General features: G+C 36.4%; 20 protein-coding genes. 4 read left to right on the top strand and 16 right to left on the bottom strand.

The window, feature by feature from the left end:
- Nucleotides 1–353: 353 nt before the first annotated feature.
- From bioB to WH267_RS11285, 4 genes are read right to left on the bottom strand one after another with little or no spacing between them, the layout of a single operon-like run.
- Complete coding sequence (gene bioB / locus WH267_RS11300; RefSeq protein ID WP_115971491.1) at nt 354–1,340, bottom strand: biotin synthase BioB; 987 nt, start codon at nt 1,338–1,340, stop codon at nt 354–356.
- Complete coding sequence (gene bioD / locus WH267_RS11295) at nt 1,337–1,948, bottom strand: dethiobiotin synthase (RefSeq protein ID WP_340008255.1); 612 nt, start codon at nt 1,946–1,948, stop codon at nt 1,337–1,339. Before bioD ends, bioB begins: the two co-directional genes overlap by 4 nt.
- 43 nt (nt 1,949–1,991) lie before the next feature.
- Nucleotides 1,992–3,101 carry an aminotransferase class I/II-fold pyridoxal phosphate-dependent enzyme gene (locus tag WH267_RS11290; RefSeq protein WP_340008253.1) on the bottom strand — a complete coding sequence of 370 codons (1,110 nt, stop codon included), beginning with the start codon at nt 3,099–3,101 and terminating at the stop codon, nt 1,992–1,994.
- Nucleotides 3,094–3,717, bottom strand: coding sequence for a hypothetical protein (locus WH267_RS11285; RefSeq protein WP_340008251.1), 624 nt, complete (start codon nt 3,715–3,717; stop codon nt 3,094–3,096). Before WH267_RS11285 ends, WH267_RS11290 begins: the two co-directional genes overlap by 8 nt.
- Before the next feature lie 66 nt (nt 3,718–3,783).
- On the opposite strand from WH267_RS11285, the gene WH267_RS11280 reads away from it, so the two are divergent.
- The gene (locus WH267_RS11280) at nt 3,784–5,271 is read left to right on the top strand and encodes an aminotransferase-like domain-containing protein (protein WP_340008249.1); all 1,488 of its coding nucleotides are present in this window, start codon (nt 3,784–3,786) and stop codon (nt 5,269–5,271) included.
- A gap of 33 nt (nt 5,272–5,304) precedes the next feature.
- Here WH267_RS11280 and WH267_RS11275 read toward each other — a convergent pair whose 3' ends face one another.
- The 10 genes from WH267_RS11275 to WH267_RS11230 all read right to left on the bottom strand — a co-directional run bounded on the left by WH267_RS11275 (nt 5,305) and on the right by WH267_RS11230 (nt 16,311).
- Nucleotides 5,305–6,468 carry a PepSY-associated TM helix domain-containing protein gene (locus WH267_RS11275; RefSeq protein WP_340008247.1) on the bottom strand — a complete coding sequence of 388 codons (1,164 nt, stop codon included), beginning with the start codon at nt 6,466–6,468 and terminating at the stop codon, nt 5,305–5,307.
- 2 nt (nt 6,469–6,470) lie between these two features.
- Nucleotides 6,471–8,891 (bottom strand): TonB-dependent receptor, encoded by a 2,421-nt coding sequence (locus WH267_RS11270; protein WP_340008245.1) that lies wholly within the window; start codon nt 8,889–8,891, stop codon nt 6,471–6,473.
- A 494-nt stretch (nt 8,892–9,385) separates the two neighbouring features.
- Complete coding sequence (locus WH267_RS11265; RefSeq protein WP_115971484.1) at nt 9,386–10,192, bottom strand: alpha/beta hydrolase; 807 nt, start codon at nt 10,190–10,192, stop codon at nt 9,386–9,388.
- A gap of 187 nt (nt 10,193–10,379) precedes the next feature.
- Complete coding sequence (locus WH267_RS11260) at nt 10,380–11,354, bottom strand: 3-oxoacyl-[acyl-carrier-protein] synthase III C-terminal domain-containing protein (RefSeq protein WP_340008242.1); 975 nt, start codon at nt 11,352–11,354, stop codon at nt 10,380–10,382.
- A 154-nt stretch (nt 11,355–11,508) separates the two neighbouring features.
- A complete protein-coding gene (locus tag WH267_RS11255; protein WP_115971482.1) occupies nt 11,509–12,087 on the bottom strand; it encodes a Crp/Fnr family transcriptional regulator in 579 nt (192 codons plus the stop codon).
- An 82-nt stretch (nt 12,088–12,169) separates the two neighbouring features.
- Nucleotides 12,170–12,691, bottom strand: a complete 522-nt coding sequence (locus WH267_RS11250) for a GNAT family N-acetyltransferase (protein WP_340008240.1) — start codon at nt 12,689–12,691, stop codon at nt 12,170–12,172.
- 14 nt (nt 12,692–12,705) lie between these two features.
- Entirely contained in the window at nt 12,706–13,287 is a 582-nt protein-coding gene (locus WH267_RS11245) for a 5'-methylthioadenosine/S-adenosylhomocysteine nucleosidase family protein (RefSeq protein ID WP_340008238.1), read from the bottom strand.
- Nucleotides 13,288–13,436: 149 nt separating this feature from the next.
- A complete protein-coding gene (locus tag WH267_RS11240) occupies nt 13,437–14,138 on the bottom strand; it encodes a DsbA family oxidoreductase (protein ID WP_123321612.1) in 702 nt (233 codons plus the stop codon).
- A 61-nt stretch (nt 14,139–14,199) separates the two neighbouring features.
- Complete coding sequence (locus WH267_RS11235; RefSeq protein WP_340008236.1) at nt 14,200–15,372, bottom strand: MFS transporter; 1,173 nt, start codon at nt 15,370–15,372, stop codon at nt 14,200–14,202.
- 18 nt (nt 15,373–15,390) lie between these two features.
- Nucleotides 15,391–16,311 carry an alpha/beta hydrolase gene (locus WH267_RS11230; RefSeq protein WP_340008234.1) on the bottom strand — a complete coding sequence of 307 codons (921 nt, stop codon included), beginning with the start codon at nt 16,309–16,311 and terminating at the stop codon, nt 15,391–15,393.
- 147 nt (nt 16,312–16,458) lie between these two features.
- Here WH267_RS11230 and WH267_RS11225 point away from each other — a divergent pair, with 147 nt between their 5' ends.
- Nucleotides 16,459–16,836, top strand: a complete 378-nt coding sequence (locus tag WH267_RS11225; protein WP_115971476.1) for a winged helix-turn-helix transcriptional regulator — start codon at nt 16,459–16,461, stop codon at nt 16,834–16,836.
- A 108-nt stretch (nt 16,837–16,944) separates the two neighbouring features.
- Here the strand turns inward: WH267_RS11225 and WH267_RS11220 are convergent, their stop codons facing one another.
- Complete coding sequence (locus tag WH267_RS11220) at nt 16,945–17,976, bottom strand: threonine aldolase family protein (RefSeq protein WP_340008231.1); 1,032 nt, start codon at nt 17,974–17,976, stop codon at nt 16,945–16,947.
- A gap of 85 nt (nt 17,977–18,061) precedes the next feature.
- Between WH267_RS11220 and WH267_RS11215 the strand changes: the two genes are divergently transcribed.
- Complete coding sequence (locus WH267_RS11215) at nt 18,062–18,715, top strand: metal-dependent transcriptional regulator (RefSeq protein ID WP_115971474.1); 654 nt, start codon at nt 18,062–18,064, stop codon at nt 18,713–18,715.
- Nucleotides 18,716–19,112: 397 nt separating this feature from the next.
- Complete coding sequence (gene blaIND, locus WH267_RS11210; protein ID WP_115971473.1) at nt 19,113–19,832, top strand: IND family subclass B1 metallo-beta-lactamase; 720 nt, start codon at nt 19,113–19,115, stop codon at nt 19,830–19,832.
- Between the two features lie 51 nt (nt 19,833–19,883).
- On the opposite strand, the gene WH267_RS11205 is transcribed toward blaIND, so the two are convergent.
- Nucleotides 19,884–21,566 carry a S41 family peptidase gene (locus WH267_RS11205; RefSeq protein WP_340008227.1) on the bottom strand — a complete coding sequence of 561 codons (1,683 nt, stop codon included), beginning with the start codon at nt 21,564–21,566 and terminating at the stop codon, nt 19,884–19,886.

Below are 21,566 nucleotides of genomic sequence, written 5' to 3'. Positions count from 1 at the left end.
AATGCCTTTGCGAACGAAAAATATGAAGTTTCATTATGCTTCTCTTGCGGTCTTAGCGTTTAAATTATAATAAATAAGTGTTTCTGCTTTTAACGCAATGCTCGCTAAGGTTTTATAATCATGCAGTATGATTTCTAAGATCGCAAGGGCGTTTCACTCAGCTAAGACTGATCATTTGCTTACTAGAGCAGAAGTTTACTGTCTCTGCTGAATGAAACGCCCTTGCGAACAAAAAATAAGCAGTTTCATTATGCCTCTCTTGCGGTCTTAGCGTTTAAATTGTATCAATCATCTAAAATTAACGCGAAGACCGCTAAATATTAAAATCCAGAAACTCATTATTTATAATTGTCTTAACAACAGGTTTCTTTTTTCATCATCGGCTTTAATCCAAGAGTTTCCAGCATTTGCATATCTTCAGAAACACCCGGATTAGGAGTTACCAGTAATGTTTCTCTTTCCCCTGTGAAGATAGAGTTAGCACCCGCCATAAAACACCATGCCTGTTCCGTTTCTGTCATTTCTATACGCCCTGCACTTAACCTTACCATGGAAGATGGCATCACGATTCTTGCAGTGGCAATCATTCTTACCATTTCCCAGGTATCTACTTTCTCGTTATCTTCCAATGGAGTTCCTTCTACTCTAGCTAAAGCATTGATAGGAACAGACTCCGGATGTTTAGGCATAGTAGCTAATGTCAACAGCATAGAAATTCTGTCTCTGTGTGTTTCCCCTAAGCCGATAATTCCACCTGAACACACCGTGATTCCCGCTTTTCGGACATTGTTAATTGTATTGATTCTATTATCAAAGGTTCTGGTAGAAATGATTTCTTCATAATACTGTTCAGAAGTATCAAGATTATGGTTATAAGCATATAATCCTGCTTCCTGAAGCCTTACAGCCTGCTCTTCGGTAAGCATTCCCAGAGTACAGCATACTTCCAGCCCCAATTCATTCACCCCTTTTACCATATCAATAACCCTGTCGAAATCACGGTTATTACGCACTTCACGCCATGCCGCCGCCATACAGAAACGGGATGAACCACTGTCTTTGGCTTTTTGAGCATGGGCAATTACGGTTTCAGTTGGTAACAAAGCCTGTACTTTGATATTGGTATGATAACGTGCTGCCTGTCCGCAGTATGAACAGTCTTCCGGACAGCCTCCGGTTTTGATGGATAATAAAGTTGAGATCTGTACCTCAGAAGGGTCATGCCACTCACGGTGTACGGTTGCAGCCTTATAAATCAATTCCATAAGAGGTAAATGATATATTTCTTCTATTTCTTCTTTGGTCCAGTTGTTTCTGATTGTTGTTCTGTCCATTATCATAATTTTGTTATTTTTAATTGTTTTGCAGTCGCTTTAACATGTTCCCTATTTGTACTTCCTATTTCTGGAATTTTGATAATTTTTGTTTCAGCCGTAATAAAGTTTGAAATCACTCTTTCTGTATCTACAGGAAAGTATCCGTTAAGAATCAGATATTCCAATGTGATGTTTCTTTGCTTCAGGGCCATTATGGAGAGTAAAGTATGATTGATGCAACCCAAATAATTTCTCACTACGAGGGCTGCAGGAAGCTTCAGCTTTTCAATCAGGTCAATCATAAAAATATCATCCGAAAGCGGAACCATAAGTCCGCCGGCACCTTCTACAATCAGAGAGTTTTGAGTTTCAGGTAGTTGGAAATCTTCAAGCTTTATCCGTATATTTTCTGCTCCTGCAGATTGATGTGGAGATGCAGCCAATTGAAAGCGGTAAGTTTCCGGATAGCATAATGTATCATCTGTCCATGTCTCAATTTTATGACTGTCTGTATTATGCAGGTCTCCAGATTGTACGGGCTTCCAGTAATCTGCTTTAAAATATTGTACTAAAATGGCGGAACAGACTGTTTTTCCAATTTCAGTTCCTATTCCTGTTATAAATAATTTCATTCGGGTTCTTAAGTTGTATTTCTATGGATTTGGTTTTCCTTGTTTAAATGAAATCTCTAATAATTTCTGTAAGCCTGATAATCTCCGGCTCAGTATTAAAATGATGGAGACAGATCCGCAGCCTTTCAGTTCCTTCTTTTACGGTTGGACTGTAAATAGCATAGGTTAAAAATCCTTCGCCTGATAATGCTTTCTGTAAGGATTTCAACTTTTCATTATCAGGAATGATTATAGCCTGAATCGGACTTGTTTCCGAAGATGGAGATTCTACCCTTTGGTTTCTGAATATTTTTATGTTTTCCTGAAGCTGAAGGGGTAAATCCTGATGATTTTCTAAGAAATTGTATCCTTCTTTTATCCTCATCCATTGGAAGTCCTGTGCAGAAGTGGTATAAATAAATGGAGATGCAAAATTCACCAGATAAGATTTGATACTGTCATGACAAAGTATTACTGCACCATGAGCTCCCAATGCTTTACCATAAGTGATTACATTAGCTGTAACCTGATCTTCCAAACCATATTTATTCACCAGGCCATATCCGAAGACGCCGAATGCATGGGCTTCATCAACAATTAAACTGGCTTCATACTTCTTTGCCAGTTCAGCAATCTCTTTGAGAGGAGCAAGATCTCCCTCCATAGAGTAAAGGCTTTCTACCGCGATATAGCAATGTCCTTCCTGCTTTTTTAAAATCCTTTCCAAATGCCCAGGATCGTTATGCCTGAATTTCAATTTTCTGGCATTTGACATTTTACAGGCATCATGTACGGAACGATGTATCTGTTCATCCACGATAATCGTATCATGGCGGGCTGGGAGCGTTGAAAATAAAGCCAGATTAGCAGTATAACCCGACGGAAAAAGTAATGCAGCCCGAAACCTATGCTCTTCAGCGATAAAAATTTCTGCAGATTCGGCCACTCTGCTGTTTCCGCTAATGAGCCTGGAACCTGTGCTTCCCGAAAGCAGCTGAGGACTCTCATGGATCTTCTCCAGCATGATCCTTTGAAGGTCTTTACTTTGGGCTAATCCCAGATAATCATTGGAATAGAAATCTATCCCTTCAGCTTTTGGTTTTAGCGTTCTTAATATCCCCTCCTGCTTTCTTTTGTGAAGCGCCTCCTCAAACCGGTTGATGTTTTTAAGCATAATCCAATTGAGCCACTTCTTCCGTAATAGCATTGATCCATTGCTGATGCAGGTCTTTTTCTATTTCCAGAATATGATCTGCATGCAGCTGCCAGTTTTCAGAAAATTCATTAAGCTGATTAATCATCTCTTCCAGATGTCCTTCCTCTTCCAGGATAATAGATTTTACCATGATTTTAGAAGATTCTTCTGTAAGGATTTCCTGATACACGGGATAAAGTTCATCAGCACGCACTTCAATAGCATAAGTCACGAAGAGGTAAGCTGCATATTTCAGCTCTTCTTTAGTCAGCTGAAAAACATACTGAAGGTACCTGCAGGCTTTAATATCCAATGAATGCAGATATTGCCGGGTTGCTATAGGAGCCAGTAATTCTTTGTTTTCATAAGTTTTGCAAAGTTCAGGATCTATTTTTCCAATCTGTTTTTTAAGATAGTAGGCGTGGCGATGTTCCTCAGCCGCATGTTTAAGCTGAATGAGCGTAACCATTACCGGATGTTCACATTTTGATATTTTCCTTGCGCCGGCATTTTCCATAAAAGAAAGAGTGTTTAGCCACTTAGCATGGGTGTTGCCATCCTGTACTATTCTTTTAAGCAGATGATGAAATTCCATAGATTTTTATTTTGATGTCAAAAGTAGTATATTGCCGGATGGTTACATGGTGCCAGTTTTTACATTATGGATAGTCCGGTTAAGATTCCTTATGAAAGTTTTATTAAAATAGATAGAAAATCAGAGACTTCTATCTATTTACAAATCGCTAATCAATTGGTGAATGCCATCCAAAGAGGTTTCTTACCATTTGGAACCAAACTTCCGGGAACCAGAGCCTTCAGTGAGATACTGGATGTACACAGAAATACAGCTGTAGCGGTATATGATGAACTGTCTGCACAAGGTTGGGTGGAAAGTTTTCCGAACAAAGGAACGTTTGTGATTGGAAAAGATCAAGAAAAGCCCATAAAAGTAAAGGACTTCGAGGAAAACAACCTTCAAAATTATCCTAAGAGCACAGGATTTACTTTTAAAACCTCCAATATTCTGGATAATCCCTTTGAGCATTCGGACTGTGAATATGTTTTTAATGATGGGGTTCCGGATATCAGGCTTACCCAGATCGGGCAGCATTCCCGGTTTTACAGTTCTATTCTTAAGCGGAAATCCAATCAGAAAGTTTTTGGTCATTATAATCATGATGGAAGTGAATTTTTCAAGGAACATCTGTCTCAATACCTTAATCTTTCCCGCGGCTTGCCTATTTCAAAGAACAATCTTCTGATTACCCGAAGTACAGAAATGAGTATTTATATTGTTTCCGAAATCCTTTTGTCTTCAGGTGATACCGTTTTGGTAGGTGACTTGAGTTATTTTTCAGTGAATATGATCTTTCAAAAAGCAGGAGTAAATATTGTAACCCTTCCGATTGATGAAGACGGAATAATTGTAGAAAGTGTCAGAGAAGCCTGTCAGAAAAATAAAATAAGAATGCTCTATCTTACCCCGCACCATCATTATCCTACAACAGTGGCTTTAAGTGCACAGCGGAGACTGGAGTTACTTGAGCTGGCCAATGAATACGGATTTGTTATTCTAGAAGACGATTATGATTACGAATTCCATTATGATAAAAGCCCGATTCTGCCTTTAGCGAGTGCAGATACCAACGGAATGGTGATCTATATTGGATCTTTCGGGAAATCATTGGCTCCGGGGTTCAGGACCGGATTTATTGTTGCTCCTGAAAATCTGATGGTAGAAATGCGGAAACACCTTGGAATTATAGACCGCCAGGGTGATATCCTCATGGAAAGAACATTGGGGGAAATGATTGAAGAAGGAGAAATCAATCGTTATCTGAAAAAATCCTTAAAGGTATATCAGGAAAGGCGGGATCATTTCAGTACCTTGCTCAAAGAAAATCTTGGAGAGGTGATCACTTTTGAAAAGCCTTCCGGAGGCCTTGCGATCTGGATGGAATGGAATATCCCTGTTAATCTGATGCAGCTGAGCCGGAAATGTGCCCAGGATAATCTCTTTATCCCCAAAACCCTGCTTTATCAGAATAAAAATCTTACTGCAATGAGATTAGGCTTTGGAGATCTAAGCTTTGATGAAATGGAAAGAAGTATTGAAATTCTTTCACAGAACACCCAATATTTCAGATAAAAAAGCCTCTACAATGATAGAGGCTGATGGTATTTACTTGTTCCTGATTTGAAGTTTCTTCTTTTTTCTGTTTACATAAATGATGAATCCGGTAATAGGAAGCGAAGTAGCAATCATTCCGGCTAAAAGATACATAATTCGTCCGGTGACTCCGAAGATACTTCCTGTATGCAGGTCATAATTTCTTTCTCTTAAGGCAGTACCATACCCTATTTTTTCATCTTTATAAGCCTGATGTTTTAATATTTTTCCGGAATACTGGTCAAAATTATATTGTTCATTCTGATATTGTTTATTTCCGTAGGTTAATTCAGCATAATAAGTCCCTTCATCTGTTCTTGGGAAGTTAATCAATGCTGATTTTTTATTAATCAGATCTTTTTCCACTTTTTCGCCAATGCTGTTCAAAATAAATTCCCGGTTTGTAAACTCTTCTGAAGGAATGCTGCTCTTTGACTTTTGTTCAGTTGGTACGTTTCCATTCAAAGTATTTTTTACCCATTTATCTACGTTTTCAAAATTCCAGATGAGTGCGGAATAAGAGATGAGAATCAAAGGAATTATGGCATAAAACCCCAGGACATTGTGAAGATCATAATTCACTCTTTTCCAGCTTGCTGAAGTTTTAATGAAAAACATGCCCTTAAGCATATTTTTACTCATCTTTTTAGGATACCATATGATGAGCCCGGAAAAAAGAATAATAGCTAACATGAGTGTAGAATATCCTGTAATGGTTTTTCCTATTTTTTCCCCTAATAAAAGTCTTCGGTGAAGATCCAGTACAATTTCAAAAAAGTTATGTTTAGCATCTTCCACTTCATGAACTTTTCCTGTATATGGATCAATATAAACCCGGTAATAATAAAGATAGGTTCCCCAATAGGTCAAGGCATCATTATCCATTTTAAGGGTCCGGAACACATAAGTTCTTGATGGATCAGAAGAAATCTGAACTCTTTTGATTTTGAGTCCGTCAGGAAGTGCTTTTTCAGCTTTTAATGAAAGTTCGGAAAGAGATAATTTTTTGTCTCCAACAGTTTTTATAAAATATCTGTCCGGATATACGAGATGTTTTAATTCCTCTTCAAAAGCAAGAATACATCCGGTAGCCGCCATTACCACAACTACAAGCCCGGATGTTAATCCGAGCCATAGATGTAATTGAAGGGCCGCTTTTCTCAATGTAAGCTTCATGATTAAAATTTAAGACTTACCTCAGCAACAAAATTCCGAGGCATTTGGGCAACAATTACTCCCTGTCCTGCAAAATACTGAACATTCCCAATATTATTCATTTTAAAACCTATTCTATATCTTTCTTTTTCAAGAGAAACAGAAGCGTTCACAAGAGTATAAGCCGGGAAGGTAAACTTTCCTGTGTCTGTTTTATTCTCACTGAGCTGATGCCCTACACGATTAACTCCAAAGCCTAAGCCAAGCCCTTGTAAACTGCCGGATTGAAGAGTATAACTTACCCAGGAATTAAATACGTTAGCTGGTCCTGCAGAACCTGGACGTCTTCCGTTTACTGTTGCTTCAGCTTTAACGAATTTGCTGTCATTGTATGCATATCCGGTCATGATATTAAGCCCCTGAATAGGATTGGCAATGATCTCTACTTCGATTCCTTTACTTCTTTGCTCCCCATCCTGAATGGTAGCACCGAAGCTTTTTCCATTTCTAATGACTTCAATTACTCTCTGTATATTGTCAACCTGTATATCATAATATCCTACGGTAAAATTCAAACGGTTTTTCCAAAGATTTCCTTTGAATCCTATTTCCCATTGATTGGCTTTTTGGGGTTTCATAACTCCACTATAGTCAGTAAGCTCCTGGTTAACAGGGGGTGTATAGCTGAAACCATTCATATAGTTCCCATATACTGATAAACGATCCTTAAAGATTTGGTAAACAACTCCTACTTTAGGTGATAATGCTGTTTGTGTAAAATCTCCGGAACGGGTATTTTTATTCAGATCCAGTTGTCCCTTGCTTTCATAATGGTCCACACGTAAACTCAACAACGTAATTAATCTGTCTGTGATATAAATAGCATCAGAAAGATAGGCTCCATAGACATTACTTGAGGTTGTAGTTCTGGTAAGTGCGGCTTTTGACCCCTGTATTTTCTGCAAAGCAAGATCTCTGGAGATAAAACCGTACTTAATTCCGGGATTTTGTCCGTTAATTGTATCATATTTAATGATGGGTGAATGGTTATTGTTCAGAGATTGGTTTAAATAATCTAGGCCAATAAGAACCTTATTCTTTATTTTTCCAATGTTGAACTGCCCGTTGAAATTCTGTTGAACACTTGTAGAGGCTGCTTCAGAATTCTGCCATTGTACATTGCGTTCAAGCTGGGTATCATTATCTTTTCCTCTGATAAACTGATACTGATATAAACCTTCAGTTTTTCTATAGTTTCTTGAAACAAGAGTCTGTGAGGTCCAGTTATTTGAAATTTTATAGTTAATCTCAGCTTTTACATTGGTAGATGGAGCCTTCAAAGTCATATCATTATTAGAGTACGATCTTTTCCAGTCAAAACCAAGCTCATCAGGAGTATGTGCCAGAAATGCCCGCCCTCTTGGAAGGAAAATAATGGGCGTATTGGTTCCTTCATAATTGTAAATCTGAGCGCCAAGGCTGAATTTCAGTTTATCATTTACCTGATAGCTTAAGGTTGGTGAAACAAAAAAAGACTTTCTGAATTCTGAATCTCTAAAACCATTTTGGTATTGATAAGCAGCATTCAAGCGGAATAATGTTTTTCTGGATTCTGTGATCGGTCCGTAAACATCAACGGTTGCACGATTCAGGTTGTAACTTCCTAGCATATAAGAAATTTCACCACCGAAATAATCTTTTGGCTTTTTGGTTACAAGATTAATAAGCCCTCCAAATGAAGTAACAGCACCTCCGTACAATGTTCCGGATGGACCTTTAATCACTTCAATACGTTCAATATCGGAAGGGTCTATTTCTCCGTTGGTAGTGGCAGGAACTCCATCTACCATTGATATTTTTGTTGGAAATCCTCTAAGACTATAATAAAAGCTTCCATCTCCGGAACCTCTTCCCGGGCTTCCCTGCATTTTTACCATACCGGGAACATTTTTTACCACTTCCGAAACATCATACGTAAGCTGCTCCTTCAGAATTTGTTGGTTAATACTTGTATAAGCCTGCGGATTTTCGAGATTTTTCAAAGGCATTTTTGAGACGGAAATGCTGTCTTTATTCAGAAATTTGTTTCTGCTGAAGGCATACACTGTAATTCCTTCAATCTCATTGCTTTGTGCAGGAGCGAAAATGGCAGGTATTTCATAAACATCCTTTTCAATCCTGATTTTTTCCTGCATAAGCTCAATATCATTTAAGACTACCTGAAGCGTATATTCACCAGGAGCTACATTCTCAAAGTAATAATCACCTTGATGATTGGTTTTTGCCTGATAAGAGGTATTAACAAGTCTTAAAATAGCATTTTTTATAGGTAATTTTTCAGAAACCAGAACTTTCCCATGGATGCGCTCACTTTGCTGGGCAGATAAAGCAGGGGAAAATAGAGTAAGAGTTAAAAGTAATATAGAGGTTTTAAGTATTTTCATGTTATTGTTTTTGTAGAAGTATATTGTTTTTCATGTGTTTGAATTGTAATTTCATAAAGTTTTTCAGTAGCATTTAAATTCTAAAATTTTCCATGTATCATTTCTTAAGATTATTAAAAATTGAGTTACATAAAACAGGGGCATCATCATACCTGCTGTTTGATGTGGAAGAATAAAGGAGTTATTCATATAGGTTTTATAAGTGTTTTAAAACGAATAAGTGGAGTCAACACTTGTCTTTATTGAGTTTATATTGAAGGAAATCAATAGGTTGAAGCAAGGCTTTGCAAGAAAATGTTTCATTAGTTTTTTAATTTATTCTTATTTGGAATAATTAAAAACAAAGATAAAAATAAATCACAATAACTCTAACTTTTTAATTGATAATCTAAAGAGTAATGAATTTTGGATAATCTAAGCTCGTTAACAACGAAAAAATCCTTTTTAAGACAATGCTTAAAAAGGATTTTATGGTAAAATTTTAATAACCTGTTCTATTTGAAATATTTGTCAAACAGAGTGAGCTGCTCAGAAAGTGAACGGCTCCAATATTGAGTATCATGAGCACCTAAGGATTCTGTATAAAGATGCTGGATTTTCTGTTCTGTAAGCTTGGTATGAAATTTTCTGTTTTGTCCGATCATCTGAACATCCTCAGTTCCACAGTCGAAAATATAACGTTGTCCGGCTGTTTCCATTAATTTGATCTTGCTGTCTGTAAGGAAGTTGGGATTTATTGATTCTAAAGGACCAAGTACCTTATTCACCATATATTTATTATACCCTTCCCCAAATACATTAAAGTCTAAAGCTCCACATGAACTTCCCACAATTCCAAATGTTTTGTTATAGGTAACACCAATATTTGTGGCACCATAGCCACCCATACTCCATCCCAGGATTCCTCTGAACTTTTTCTCCGTTTTTACCGGATAGTTCTTATCAATAAATTCAACAAGTTCTTTTCCAATAAAAGTTTGGTATTGGGAATCTTTAACAACCGGGCTGTCTACATACCATGAACTGTAATTCCCATCAGGCAAAACGTAAATGGTTTTATACTCCTGAGCTTTCTTAACGATATCCGGAATATCCTCTTTAATGATCCTGTCCGGATTTCCGCTGAAACCATGAAGAATATATACGGATGGATACGTTGTATTGGGTTGTAAATTCGGAGTAATAATAATGGTTTTGATCTTTTTATTCATTTTAGGACTGAAAACTTCCTGATGAATGACCTTCTGTGCTGAAAACTGTGCAAAAACACTTAAAACAACAATGCTTATTAACTTTTTCATACTTTTTAAATTTAATTAATGATGAGCAGATCATGAAAATACATCGTATATAAATTTAAGATCTTTTACTTAAATAATCAATGGTTCCATAATCTTATGACATAGCAAAGTTGCACCGGAAAAAAAGGAAAAGAGTCAACAAATGTTGACGCTTTTGTTAATTTATTTCTTTAAGCATTTATGAGCATCAGTATTTCCAAAGCATTAAGCCTGCCTGATAGCCTGCCCCAAGTGTCCAGATGAGAATATTTTCCCCCTTTTGCAGCTTTCTTACATTCTTCCGGTATTGATGCAGTGCCAGAAAAGGACTTGAAGAACCGGTATATCCTACTTCTCTTGAATAGAAAGGAACCTTTTCAGGGGGTAAATTGAAATGGTCACTAATAATATTAATATTTTTTAATGAAAATTGAGAAAATAAAAACAAGTCGATTTTTTCAATGCTCAGATGGTTGCGTTCTAAAAAACTGTTCATATCATTCAGTGCAAAGTTGACACTCCCACTTCCATCGAAGCTCTTATCCCATAAAGTGACATCATTAGGGTGGTAACAAGAATATCCGTTAGGAGGAAACAGTACCGTATTGCAGATACTACTGTCTGTATGGTAGAGAACATCCATTAACCCTGAAGAAGAGTCATCTTTTTCTACAATAAAGGCAAAAGAAGAATCCGAAAAGCAAAATGCCGTTACAGGATTTTCAGAATCCACAATACCAGATAATTTTTCAGAACATATTATCAATGCTTTTTGGGCAGTATCGGATACGGATAGATATTTTGTAATTTGGTCCAAAGCCACAAATGCTCCAATACAATTGGCATTGATGTCATAACACAGTGTATTGGCCTTGCCTTGTAATGCATGATGAATCTTGATAGCATCACAAGGAATGAGATGTTCTGAAGTGCTGGTTACAAATACAATCATATCAATATCCAAAACGGAAGTATTACTTTCTCTGAGTACTCCCTTTGCTGCATGTATTGCCATAGACAATGTTGTCTCTTCAGAGTCTTCAGTTACAATATACCGATTGCTTCGCCCCAGTGCATTCTGAATCTTTTGCATAGATACATTTTGCTGTTCAAATTGCTTGATAACAAACTCATTGGTTTCAGCATATTCCGGATGATAAAAATAAGTATGACCTAATTTCATGGTTTTGGTTTTATTAATTTAATTATTTCCCTATAAAGGGATTTAATGTAAAAATAATAAAATATACCATGCAAAAAATTGTATTACGAAAAATTATTTTACAAATAAATAGTTTTGTTTAAAATATAAACATGGAATTCGGAAAACGATAATATTATCTGTTGATTTCCTTTTTTATACGGCTGAGCTGAGTTGGGGTAATCCCTAAATATGATGCTATATGATGCTGTTTAAGCCTGTTGTACAGGGATTTATTTTCGAGCAATAATAAATACCGTTGTTTTGCGGTTTCAAATTTTAAAGAAACTTCAAGGGGCTCCTTTTTTACCACCCAGTTTTTCTCCAGATACCTGATATGAAAAAGGGCAAGATCATGATATTGTTCCAATAATTCCCGATACGTTTTAACCGGATATTTAATGACTGAGCAATCTTCAAGAGCAATGATACTGAAATCACTGGGTACGTTTTTGATGATGGCAGCGGTAGAAGCTACAAAACTGTTTTCTTCAAAAAAGATCTTATAAATAGAGCTCCCTGCTTCATCAGTCATATAATATCCTATTAAACCGGATTTTATAAAGTAATAATATCTGGCCATATTTCCGGATTCCAGAAGAAGTTCGTTTTTTTGAAAATGTTCTTCACTGCAGATATCCATCAGAGCTGCTGTAGTTTTCTCTGATAGAGGATAATAGGTATTAATTTCTTTTAAGAATTCTGAATTGTTCATCATATCAAAGAAATAACTTTTGAATTATATCTGGATGGAAAGTGTTTAATAATATTGATACAAATTTAAAGTGCAGGAAAATTTAATCCAATATTTTCTTCATCATCAGATCGGTCTGCTCCTCGTCACCAAGCCTGAAGGTATGCTTATCAAATTCAACAAACCCGTTCTTCCTGTAAAAGTTTAAAGCTCTCAGGTTTTCTTCCCAAACACCTAGCCACAGATATGATTTATTGAGGTGCTGAGCAGTTTTCAATGCCTGATCATAAAGAAGCTGACCTACTTTTTTACCATGGTGGCTTTTCTTTACATAGATTCTTTCAATTTCAAGACCGGTTTCATCCTGTAATTCAGTCTGTGCTTTACTGCAATTGACTTTCAGATAGCCAACCGGATTGTCTTCTTCCCAGGCAATATAGAAATGGGAGTCCGGATTGTTCAGTTCAGATCTTACCTTTTCTGTATTGAAGCTTTCTCTTAGGTATTTTTCCATGGCTTCTTCGGTATTGTCTTCAGCAAAGGTTTCAGTAAAAGTCTGAATTCCCAGCTTCTGTATACAATCTGTATCTTCGGCAGAAGCTTTGTTGATGATTATTGATGCCATTTTTTGAATAGATTTTATGAAAATAATATTTTTTTAAATGCTTCAGAAGCCAAATGAACCTGTACGCTCCAGTCATCAGCAGCATCATTGCCCGCATCATCAGAAATGTATTTTAAACATAGAAACGGAATATTCTCTTTTTGTGCAATTAATGCTAAAGGATAGGCCTCCATATCTACAATATTATAATCAGTTTCAGAATGATTCATCTCAAAACTGTCACCACTACCACAGATTCCTTCCTTCAAACTATCCATCTTCAGGCCGTACTCTAACACAGGTGGAACTCCTGATAATGGAGTTTCATACATTTTAAATCCAAGACCTCTTACATCCATATCCCTCTGGATAAATTTTGTACAGCAAACCACCTCCCCTTTATGAAATCCTTTGCTTCCGGCAGAACCCAGATTTACAATTAATTTAGGCTTTCTGGTTTGAATTTCTTTGGTAAGCTCTATAGCTGCATTTACCTTTCCTATTCCAGTTATTAATTTATTTTTCCCGTCAAATACTGTTCCTGCTTCAGAATCCAGTGCAAAAACAAAAAGTGTGTCTGCGATGGGATAATGAATTTCATTATTAATTTTTATCATTAAAGAATATAGATTTATACTGTTTTACAAAGATACGAGAGTTTTACCGGATTTTAGAAATGTTGGTTATTTTAATACTTATTCTGATGTTTTTGAAATAGTATGATTAAAATAAAACCCCAAGCTAATAACCTGGGGTTTTTAAAATATTAAATGCTACATCCATCAGCATCACAGGAAGCTCCGCTGTCTCCGGAGAGATCTTTGAAAGGACTTACTGTTTCTTTATAAGTCTGTTGCAATGCATTTTCAAACACTTCTACAGGTTGTGCTCCTGAAACTGCATATTTTCCGTTCAGAACAAAGAAAGGAACTCCTGAAACGCCATTGTTTCTTGCTTCCATAATATCCTGATTTACCTCGTAATCCAATTGATCGGTAGTAACTGCTTCTCTGGCTTCTTCTTTATCAATCCCTAAGTTTTCAGCAAGCGAAATCAGAACTTCCGGATCACCTACATTTTTAGCTTCAGTAAAATGAGCGATAAACAATGCTTCTTCCATTTCATTGGATTTGTTGTACTTCTTAGCTAAATGAAGAAGCCTGTGTGCGCTGAAAGTATTGATGATTAAAGTCTTTCCAAAATCAAAATTGATCCCTGCTCCTTTTCCCATTTGAGCCACCTGAGCCAGCATCTGTGTAGCCTGAGCTTCAGCAACACCTTTTTTCTCTCTGAAATACTGGATGGTATCCTGAGTTTTATGAGCATCTAAGGTTGGATCTAGCTGAAAGCTTTTCCACTCTACTTCTACTTCATCTTTAAATGGCAATTTTTCCAGTGCCTGTTCAAAATTATTTTTCCCGATATAGCAAAACGGACACATAACATCCGACCAGATTTCTATTTTCATTGTATTTAATTTAAATTTGATAGATCAAAGATACGGAATTATTTTAATGTAACAAAAATTGTTACATTTGTTTTACAGACCCTGAAAAAAACTTTTCCCTTTTTTCAAATATATTTCTCATTATCATCATAAGGAATGCAAGAATTCCGAAAACAAAGCCTATCCATGGTGTATATTCTACTCCCTGAGTGATAATAATCCAACCTCCAATAGTAGTTCCCAAAGTAACCCCCAGATTACCGAATGAAGTAGCCAGGCTGTTCGCAAATTCCAATGAGTCAGGTGCTGCAGAGATCATATAGGTAGAAGCATTCAGGAAGCTTGGTGAATAAAGAAATCCCCAGATTCCTATAACAATGACCGTAGCTAATGCATTCTCATTGGAAACAGAAAGTAATATGGGAATCAATACCGTTCCGGAAAGAAAGAATGCTAATGTGGCAGTTACATTTTTATTAAGCATTTTACCGGCTACTCTATTCGCTATAATTCCAACAGCTCCAAATAAAAAAAGCATATAACTTACCATTGCAGTATCCATTCCTTTCGCTTTACCCAGATAATCTGCAAAATAGCTATAAGTGGAAAACCAGGCTGTAATCATAAAGAAATTGGTAAGAGTACTCAGGATAAACGGTGGCTGCTTCAATATACTGATCTGGCTTCCAAATGATTTTTTCTCACTCACAGGCATAGGTGGCAGAAAAAAATGAATGATAAGCAAAGCGATCAAGCTTATTGCAGCCTGGATCATAAACGAATACTCCCACGAATAAAGTCCGGAAACCCATGTTGCAAAAGGAACAGTAGTAACCATTGCAATGGCTACCCCACTGAAAACAATACTCATCAGCTCATTCTTATTGGTGTTGTCATTTCCGGATACTGCTACAGACAATGCTGTTGCAATATAGACCGGCTGTAAAAATGCAGGAAGAATTCTTACTATCATCAGCAGCCAGAAAGGTGGTGAAAAGGAAGAGACAATCCCTGTGAACAGAAACATAAGGATAGCAGCAGTCATTATTTTTTTCCGGTCAATACCCGAAGTAAACAAAGTCATAAAAGGACCTGTAAGAGCAATGACCAGAGCAAAAGCACTTAAAAGATAACCTGCCTCATCTATGCTGATTTTATAATACTCTGCAACCTGCGGAAGAATTCCAATGATTCCAAATTCTGTAGTAATAACTGCAATAAACCCTAAGGATCCAATATAAGCATACTTTTTCATGGTTCTTTATTGAAAGGTTTATCCCAAATATTGTCGAGCAAAGTCCGCCATTTCACCAATGGCTGATTGTGTTTCATCCAAAACCTCTCCCATATGCATAAATCCATGAACCATATCTTTATAAAAAATTGATTTAACAGACATTCCGGCATTCTCCATATTCATCGTAAGATGTTTTGCATCGTCTGCCAAAGGATCATGTTCAGCGATGATAATAAGAGTTGGAGGTGTATTTTTAAAGTCTTTAATTAAAATAGGAACAGCAAGCGGGTTATGGGCTTCCTCTTTGGGAAGATACCAGTTCCAGGCATCTATTCCTCCCTGTTTATTCAGTACCGGTCCGTTTTCATAGGTTTCCCAGGTTTTGGTATTAAGTTGATTATCCACTGCCGGATAGATCAGCACCTGAAACTTAAAAAGTTCTCCTATTTGGGTAGAAACAGCTGTGGATAAGCCTCCGCCGGCACTGTCCCCTATGATTCCTATTTGATCCCGATCAATTCCTAATGATTCTGCATTTTCTATAACCCATTGTACAGCGTCAAGACAATCATTCAGGCCTGCAGGAAACGGATGTTCCGGAGCAAGACGATAATCGATGAAAATCACAACAGATTCTGTTTTATTAGCTAGTTTACGCACAACTGCATCATGTGTTTCATAGCCACCGGCAATAAACCATCCACCATGTATATAAATTATTGCAGAGGATTTTTGAACGGCTTTCCCTTTAGGACGATACATTCTAACCGGAATCTGATGATCAGCCATCGGAATATCAAGCTCTTCAATCATAGCTACAGCTTCTTTTTTTCCGCTGAGCTGCAGAGTCATTGTTTCAAGATATTTTCGGGTATCGTCTAATGGGTTTTGAGGATTAAAAGACTGTATTTTTTCCAAATGATTTAAAATCTGATTGATTTTAGGTGTCAACTGCATTTTGTTGTAATTTTAAATTAATATTATTTTGCAGTGAACATTAGCGCTATTGTTATTTATCTGCTTTTATATGGGCAAAATTAGTTTTCATATCTTACATTTGCACTATACGGATATCATTGTATGGTACTAACAAATTTGTAAGTAATGGGAAAGATAAAAGAAAGTTCAACGAATAATATCAACAAGCAATATATTCAGGAATGTGATTTGAGTTATGCCGTATGTAAGATTGGCGGAAGATGGAAACTATTTATTCTGAGTAAATTAAAAGATGAAAAGCTGCGTTTCAGCGAACTTAAAAGGTCTATTTCAGGAATTACAGAGAGAATGCTTACCCTCCAGTTAAGGGAACTTGAAAAAGAAGGTCTGGTAAAAAGAACAGTATATGCAGAAGTCCCGCCAAGAGTAGATTATGAACTTACAGAAATTGCCAGAGAACTGATTCCTATATGGGATGCCTTAAATGAATGGGGTGGAAAACACCGGAAGTTTGTTGAGGAACAGGAAGAATGTATTGAATAATAGTAGGTATGATAAAGACTATGTGCCTATCATAAAAATCATTTTTTTTTATCATACAGGCACATAGAATATTGTAATGAGATCAGTTTTATGTATAAAGTAATAAAACTATAGCTCTTCTTTAATAATTTCAATGAAACGGTTAACAGCCTCGTCTCCAGTATTCCAGGAAGTAATCAGACGAATAGCAGAAAACTCTTCATCTATTTTTTTCCACACAAAGAATTCAAAGTTCTCCGATAGAATCTGAATAAGGCCGTTGCTTAGAATCGGGAAAATCTGATTGGTATAGGTATCGGAAAGGAATTGTACTCCTTTTTCCTGCAATGCATTTTTTATTTTCATAGCCTGTTGGTTCGCGTGTTTGGCCAGATCAAAATACAGGTCATCCTTCATCAGTTCCAGAAACTGAATTCCTAATAATCTGCCTTTTGCCAGCAATGCTCCTTTCTGTTTAATATTGAATGCAAAATCCTCCTGAAGTGCCGGATTATTAATAACAATCGCCTCTCCAATTAAAGCCCCGTTTTTAGTTCCTCCCAAATAGAAAATATCCGTCAGTTCCGCTACTTTTTCCAGGGTAAGATCACTGATTTCAGAAGTTAGCCCATGTCCCAGCCTGGCTCCATCCATGAACAGATAAAGGTGGTTTTGCTTACAGAATTCTGAAAGTTCTTTCAATTCATTAGCCTGATAAATGGTTCCCAGCTCTGTAGAATTGGAAATATAAATCAACTTTGGCATTACCTGATGTGGTATATTCCTATGATTTTCCAACACCGGAATAATATCTGATGGTCTTAATTTTCCATCTTCGGTTTCAATACTTAATATTTTGTGTCCTGTTGCTTCAATCGCTCCCGTTTCATTGTTCAGAATATGTCCTGTAGACGCTGAAATGGCACATTGATAAGGTCTTAAAACAGAGGAAATCACAATTAGATTTGCCTGTGTTCCTCCGGAAACAAGGTAAACATCAGAATTATCTTTTCCTATTCTTTTCTTAATCAATTCCTTAGCTTTTAAGGAGTATTCATCTTCGCCATATCCGGCTTGCTGTTCAAGATTATATTGCAGAAGTGCATGTAGAATATTCGGGTGACATCCCTCAGAATAATCGTTTTTAAATGAAAATTTCATAGAGTAAAATTAAAAAAAGTTAAAATAACAAGAGTAATCTTTTAAGAATATTTTGTTAGATTTGTAGTGAAAATCATCTAACATTTTGAAAACAACCCTAACAGAAGAAAATTACCTGAAAGCTTTGTTTCATTTAGTTGACAATGAAGGAAAGGTGACGATTAACGAACTCAGCAAATTTTTGAATGTAAAAATGCCGAGCGTTAACAATATGATGAAAAAATTTGCCGAAAAGAAATGGGTCATTTATGAGACCTACAAACCTCTGATCGTTACAGAAAACGGAAAGCGTGAAGCTGCTCTGGTGGTACGCAAACACCGGCTTACCGAAATGTTCCTGGTTAAAAAAATGAATTTCGGCTGGGAAAATGTCCATGAAATCGCAGAACAGCTGGAACATGTGCATTCCAAGATATTTTTTGATAAAATGGATGAAATTCTGGATCATCCTAAATTCGATCCACATGGAGAACCTATTCCTGATAAAGATGGGAACATTATTTCTCAGGACCTTCAGAAATTAAGCCATTGTCAAGAAGGAGAAACTGTTGTTTTTGCTTCTGTTACTCTTTCAGATGATGCTTTTTTAAGCTATTTAAATGATCGGAAACTTCTCCTGAATACCAAGGTGAAAGTTATTAAAATTGAAAATTTTGATAAATCGATGACCATCGAGATTGGTGATAAGAAAGAAATCCTCAGTAAGAAGGCCACTGAAAAAATATTGGTAAAAAAATAATCTACTATAAACTGCTTTATTTTTGAAGCAGTTTTTTTTATGCCTCGAATACATTAAAACTGAGATAAATAAGAATTGGATTAGTAAATAAGCCTTAAAATTTGTGTATTAGTGCCCATTATAAAACCATATTTTAGTCGGACCTAATTCATTGTAGATAAAATTTTCGCACCTTAACAACGCATAACTTGCTCATAACTAAGGTTTTATTATTTCACAATAATAGCTCCAAAAATACAAATCATTGGGTATTCTCCTCTTCCGCAACTGTTAAAAAACGGTTAAACTTCTTTTCATAAAAAACTTAGAGAATTAATTTTACTAGGTTTGCAAAATATTCCATTGAGATCCATCTTTCTCATAAGTACCAAAATTTTAACTATTACCTTAAAGATTTATGAAAAAAAGCATTCAGTTTTTTATTGTTTCGATGCTGTTGAGCCCTTTTGCAAGTGCCCAGGTAAAAGATTTTGTAATCGAACCGCCAATTAAAAACAACTTATATATTTACAAGACTTTCGGCGTATTCGGAGGTAAAGAATATTCTGCCAACTCAGTATATCTTATCACCCAAAAAGGGGTGGTCTTATTTGATGTTCCATGGGAAAAAGTACAATACCAAAGCCTGATGGATACCATCAAAAAACGTCATAACTTACCTGTTGTTGCCGTATTTGCCACGCATTCTCATGATGACCGTGCAGGAGATCTTAGTTTTTTCAACAACAAAGGGATTAAAACATATGCTACTACCAAGACCAATGAATTCCTGAAAAAAGATGGAAAAGCAACCTCCACTGAGATTATCAAAACCGGAAAGCCTTACAAAATAGGTGGTGAAGAGTTTGTAGTAGATTTTCTTGGAGAAGGACATACTGCCGACAATGTAGTGGTATGGTTTCCAAAATATAAAGTTCTGGACGGTGGCTGCCTTGTAAAGAGTACTTCCGCTACTGATTTAGGAAATATCAAAGAAGCCAATGTAGAACAATGGCCTAAGACTATGAATAAACTGAAAACAAAATATTCAAAAGCTACACTGATTATTCCGGGGCATGATGAATGGAAAGGCGGCGGACATGTAGAGCATACTTTGGAGCTTCTGAACAAAAAATAAAATCATTTCAATCTAAAAGACCCGGCTTCTGCCGGGTCTTTTTAGGTCATACTATTTTGTTAAAAGATATTTGATGGCTTCTTCCATTACCCTGTCTGTAAATGTTTTAGGGCTGCTTGTCATTTGTGCAACTTCAGCATCCGAAGGCGGCGTCACATAAATATCCGGCTTTACGCCAATCCCCTCAATAACTTCATCATTAAGAGTCTTGGTGGCCATCAATGGCATATAAAACTCAAGAATACCACCGGCAACCTTATCCCGGGTACCTCCGTTAAAATCATCTGATCCTCCCAAGCCTGCAGTAGCTCCAGCACTGTAATCTCCAATAGAAATAGCATGAGTTCCCTGACTTTTGAACATCAATGTAGACATTTCTGACATGCTTGCACTTCCTTTATCCGTTAAAACAGCAACCGGAATATTCCCGGGAATTCCAAACATATGAGACTGTGCCTGTACCGGAACCCACGGAGTATAATTAAATTGTCCGTTTCCTTCTTTTGTTCTCTGATAAAATGCAACAGTGCTTTTAGTAATAAACCTGTCTGTGAAAAAACGGGCATCAACAATATTACCACCACCATTACCTCTTAAATCAATAATCACTTTCTTAATATCTCCTTTGTGCAAAGGATTCAGAAACTTTTTATAAAAAGGGGCACTAGTTAATATTTTGTCTGCCGCAGTCTGGAACTGGCTCAAATTATATCCATATTTCACATGATTATCCATCTCCTGCATAAACCATTGGATATAAGGAAGGGTTTCACTATTTAACACGGAAGAGTAAGTAGTTGTACTATTATATTTTACAAGATTCTTAGACTTAGTGAGTAACTGTTGGATCAAATCTAAAAACGAATCTGATAAAACTTCTGTACTTTTAAACGTTCCAATCTGGCTATTGAAAGATTTCATTTCATTTGAATTTGGAAATGAGTTCCATTCGTTTAAAATATTGATAGTAAAGTTTTTAACTTCATTTCTCTTGTTAATATCACCAATTGCATTGAGTTGTGGACTGTTTTCAATAGCTGCAGGGGTAAGAACAAGCGAATTTCCCGGACCTGGGCTTAAATATTTATCAGCAAGATCAATTTTAAGAGACCTTGCCAGTAAAAAGCTACTATATGAAAAATAGTAAATGTCAGGATTAGACTTTAGGCTTCCCATAAGATATGTCATACTTCCACCATCTGAATAGTTATAAGTCCGAGACTCTGCATCATTCAGTCTATCTTTCATATATCCGTACTTTGCACCAAACGGATAAATATTAGCTCTAGCTTCTTTCATCCCACCATAAAATGTATACGTATTGGTTATACCGGAATTTGAAAAAGGCACATTTATCTTAACATAAAAATGTCTGTCTATAATTGGATTTACGATTTCGGTAAAATATACACTTGCTTTTTCAGCATCCGCTTGCAATTCAGCATCGCTTACTCCAATTCTATTATAGGATTTTAAAGCAGCAAATTTCGGATAATATTCTTTATAGATGGCATTCCAATCCATCCCATCTTTTCCTTTCTGTTCGTAAAAATAATTATACCGCTGATCCATTACCGTCCAGAATACTTTAAAAAGATCGGCATAGGATTTTATATCATTGCTTGTATATCTTGTTGGTTCCGTGACAGAGGAATCATTATCCTGCATACAGGAATTGAATGTCGCAGATGCTGAAAGCAGTACGAACCCTAAATAAATAATATTTTTTTTCAT

The sequence above is a fragment of the Chryseobacterium sp. MYb328 genome (assembly GCF_037572595.1).
In the GTDB taxonomy this organism is placed as follows: Bacteria; Bacteroidota; Bacteroidia; order Flavobacteriales; family Weeksellaceae; genus Chryseobacterium; species Chryseobacterium pennae.
This window is presented reverse-complemented; position numbering and strand designations above follow the sequence as displayed.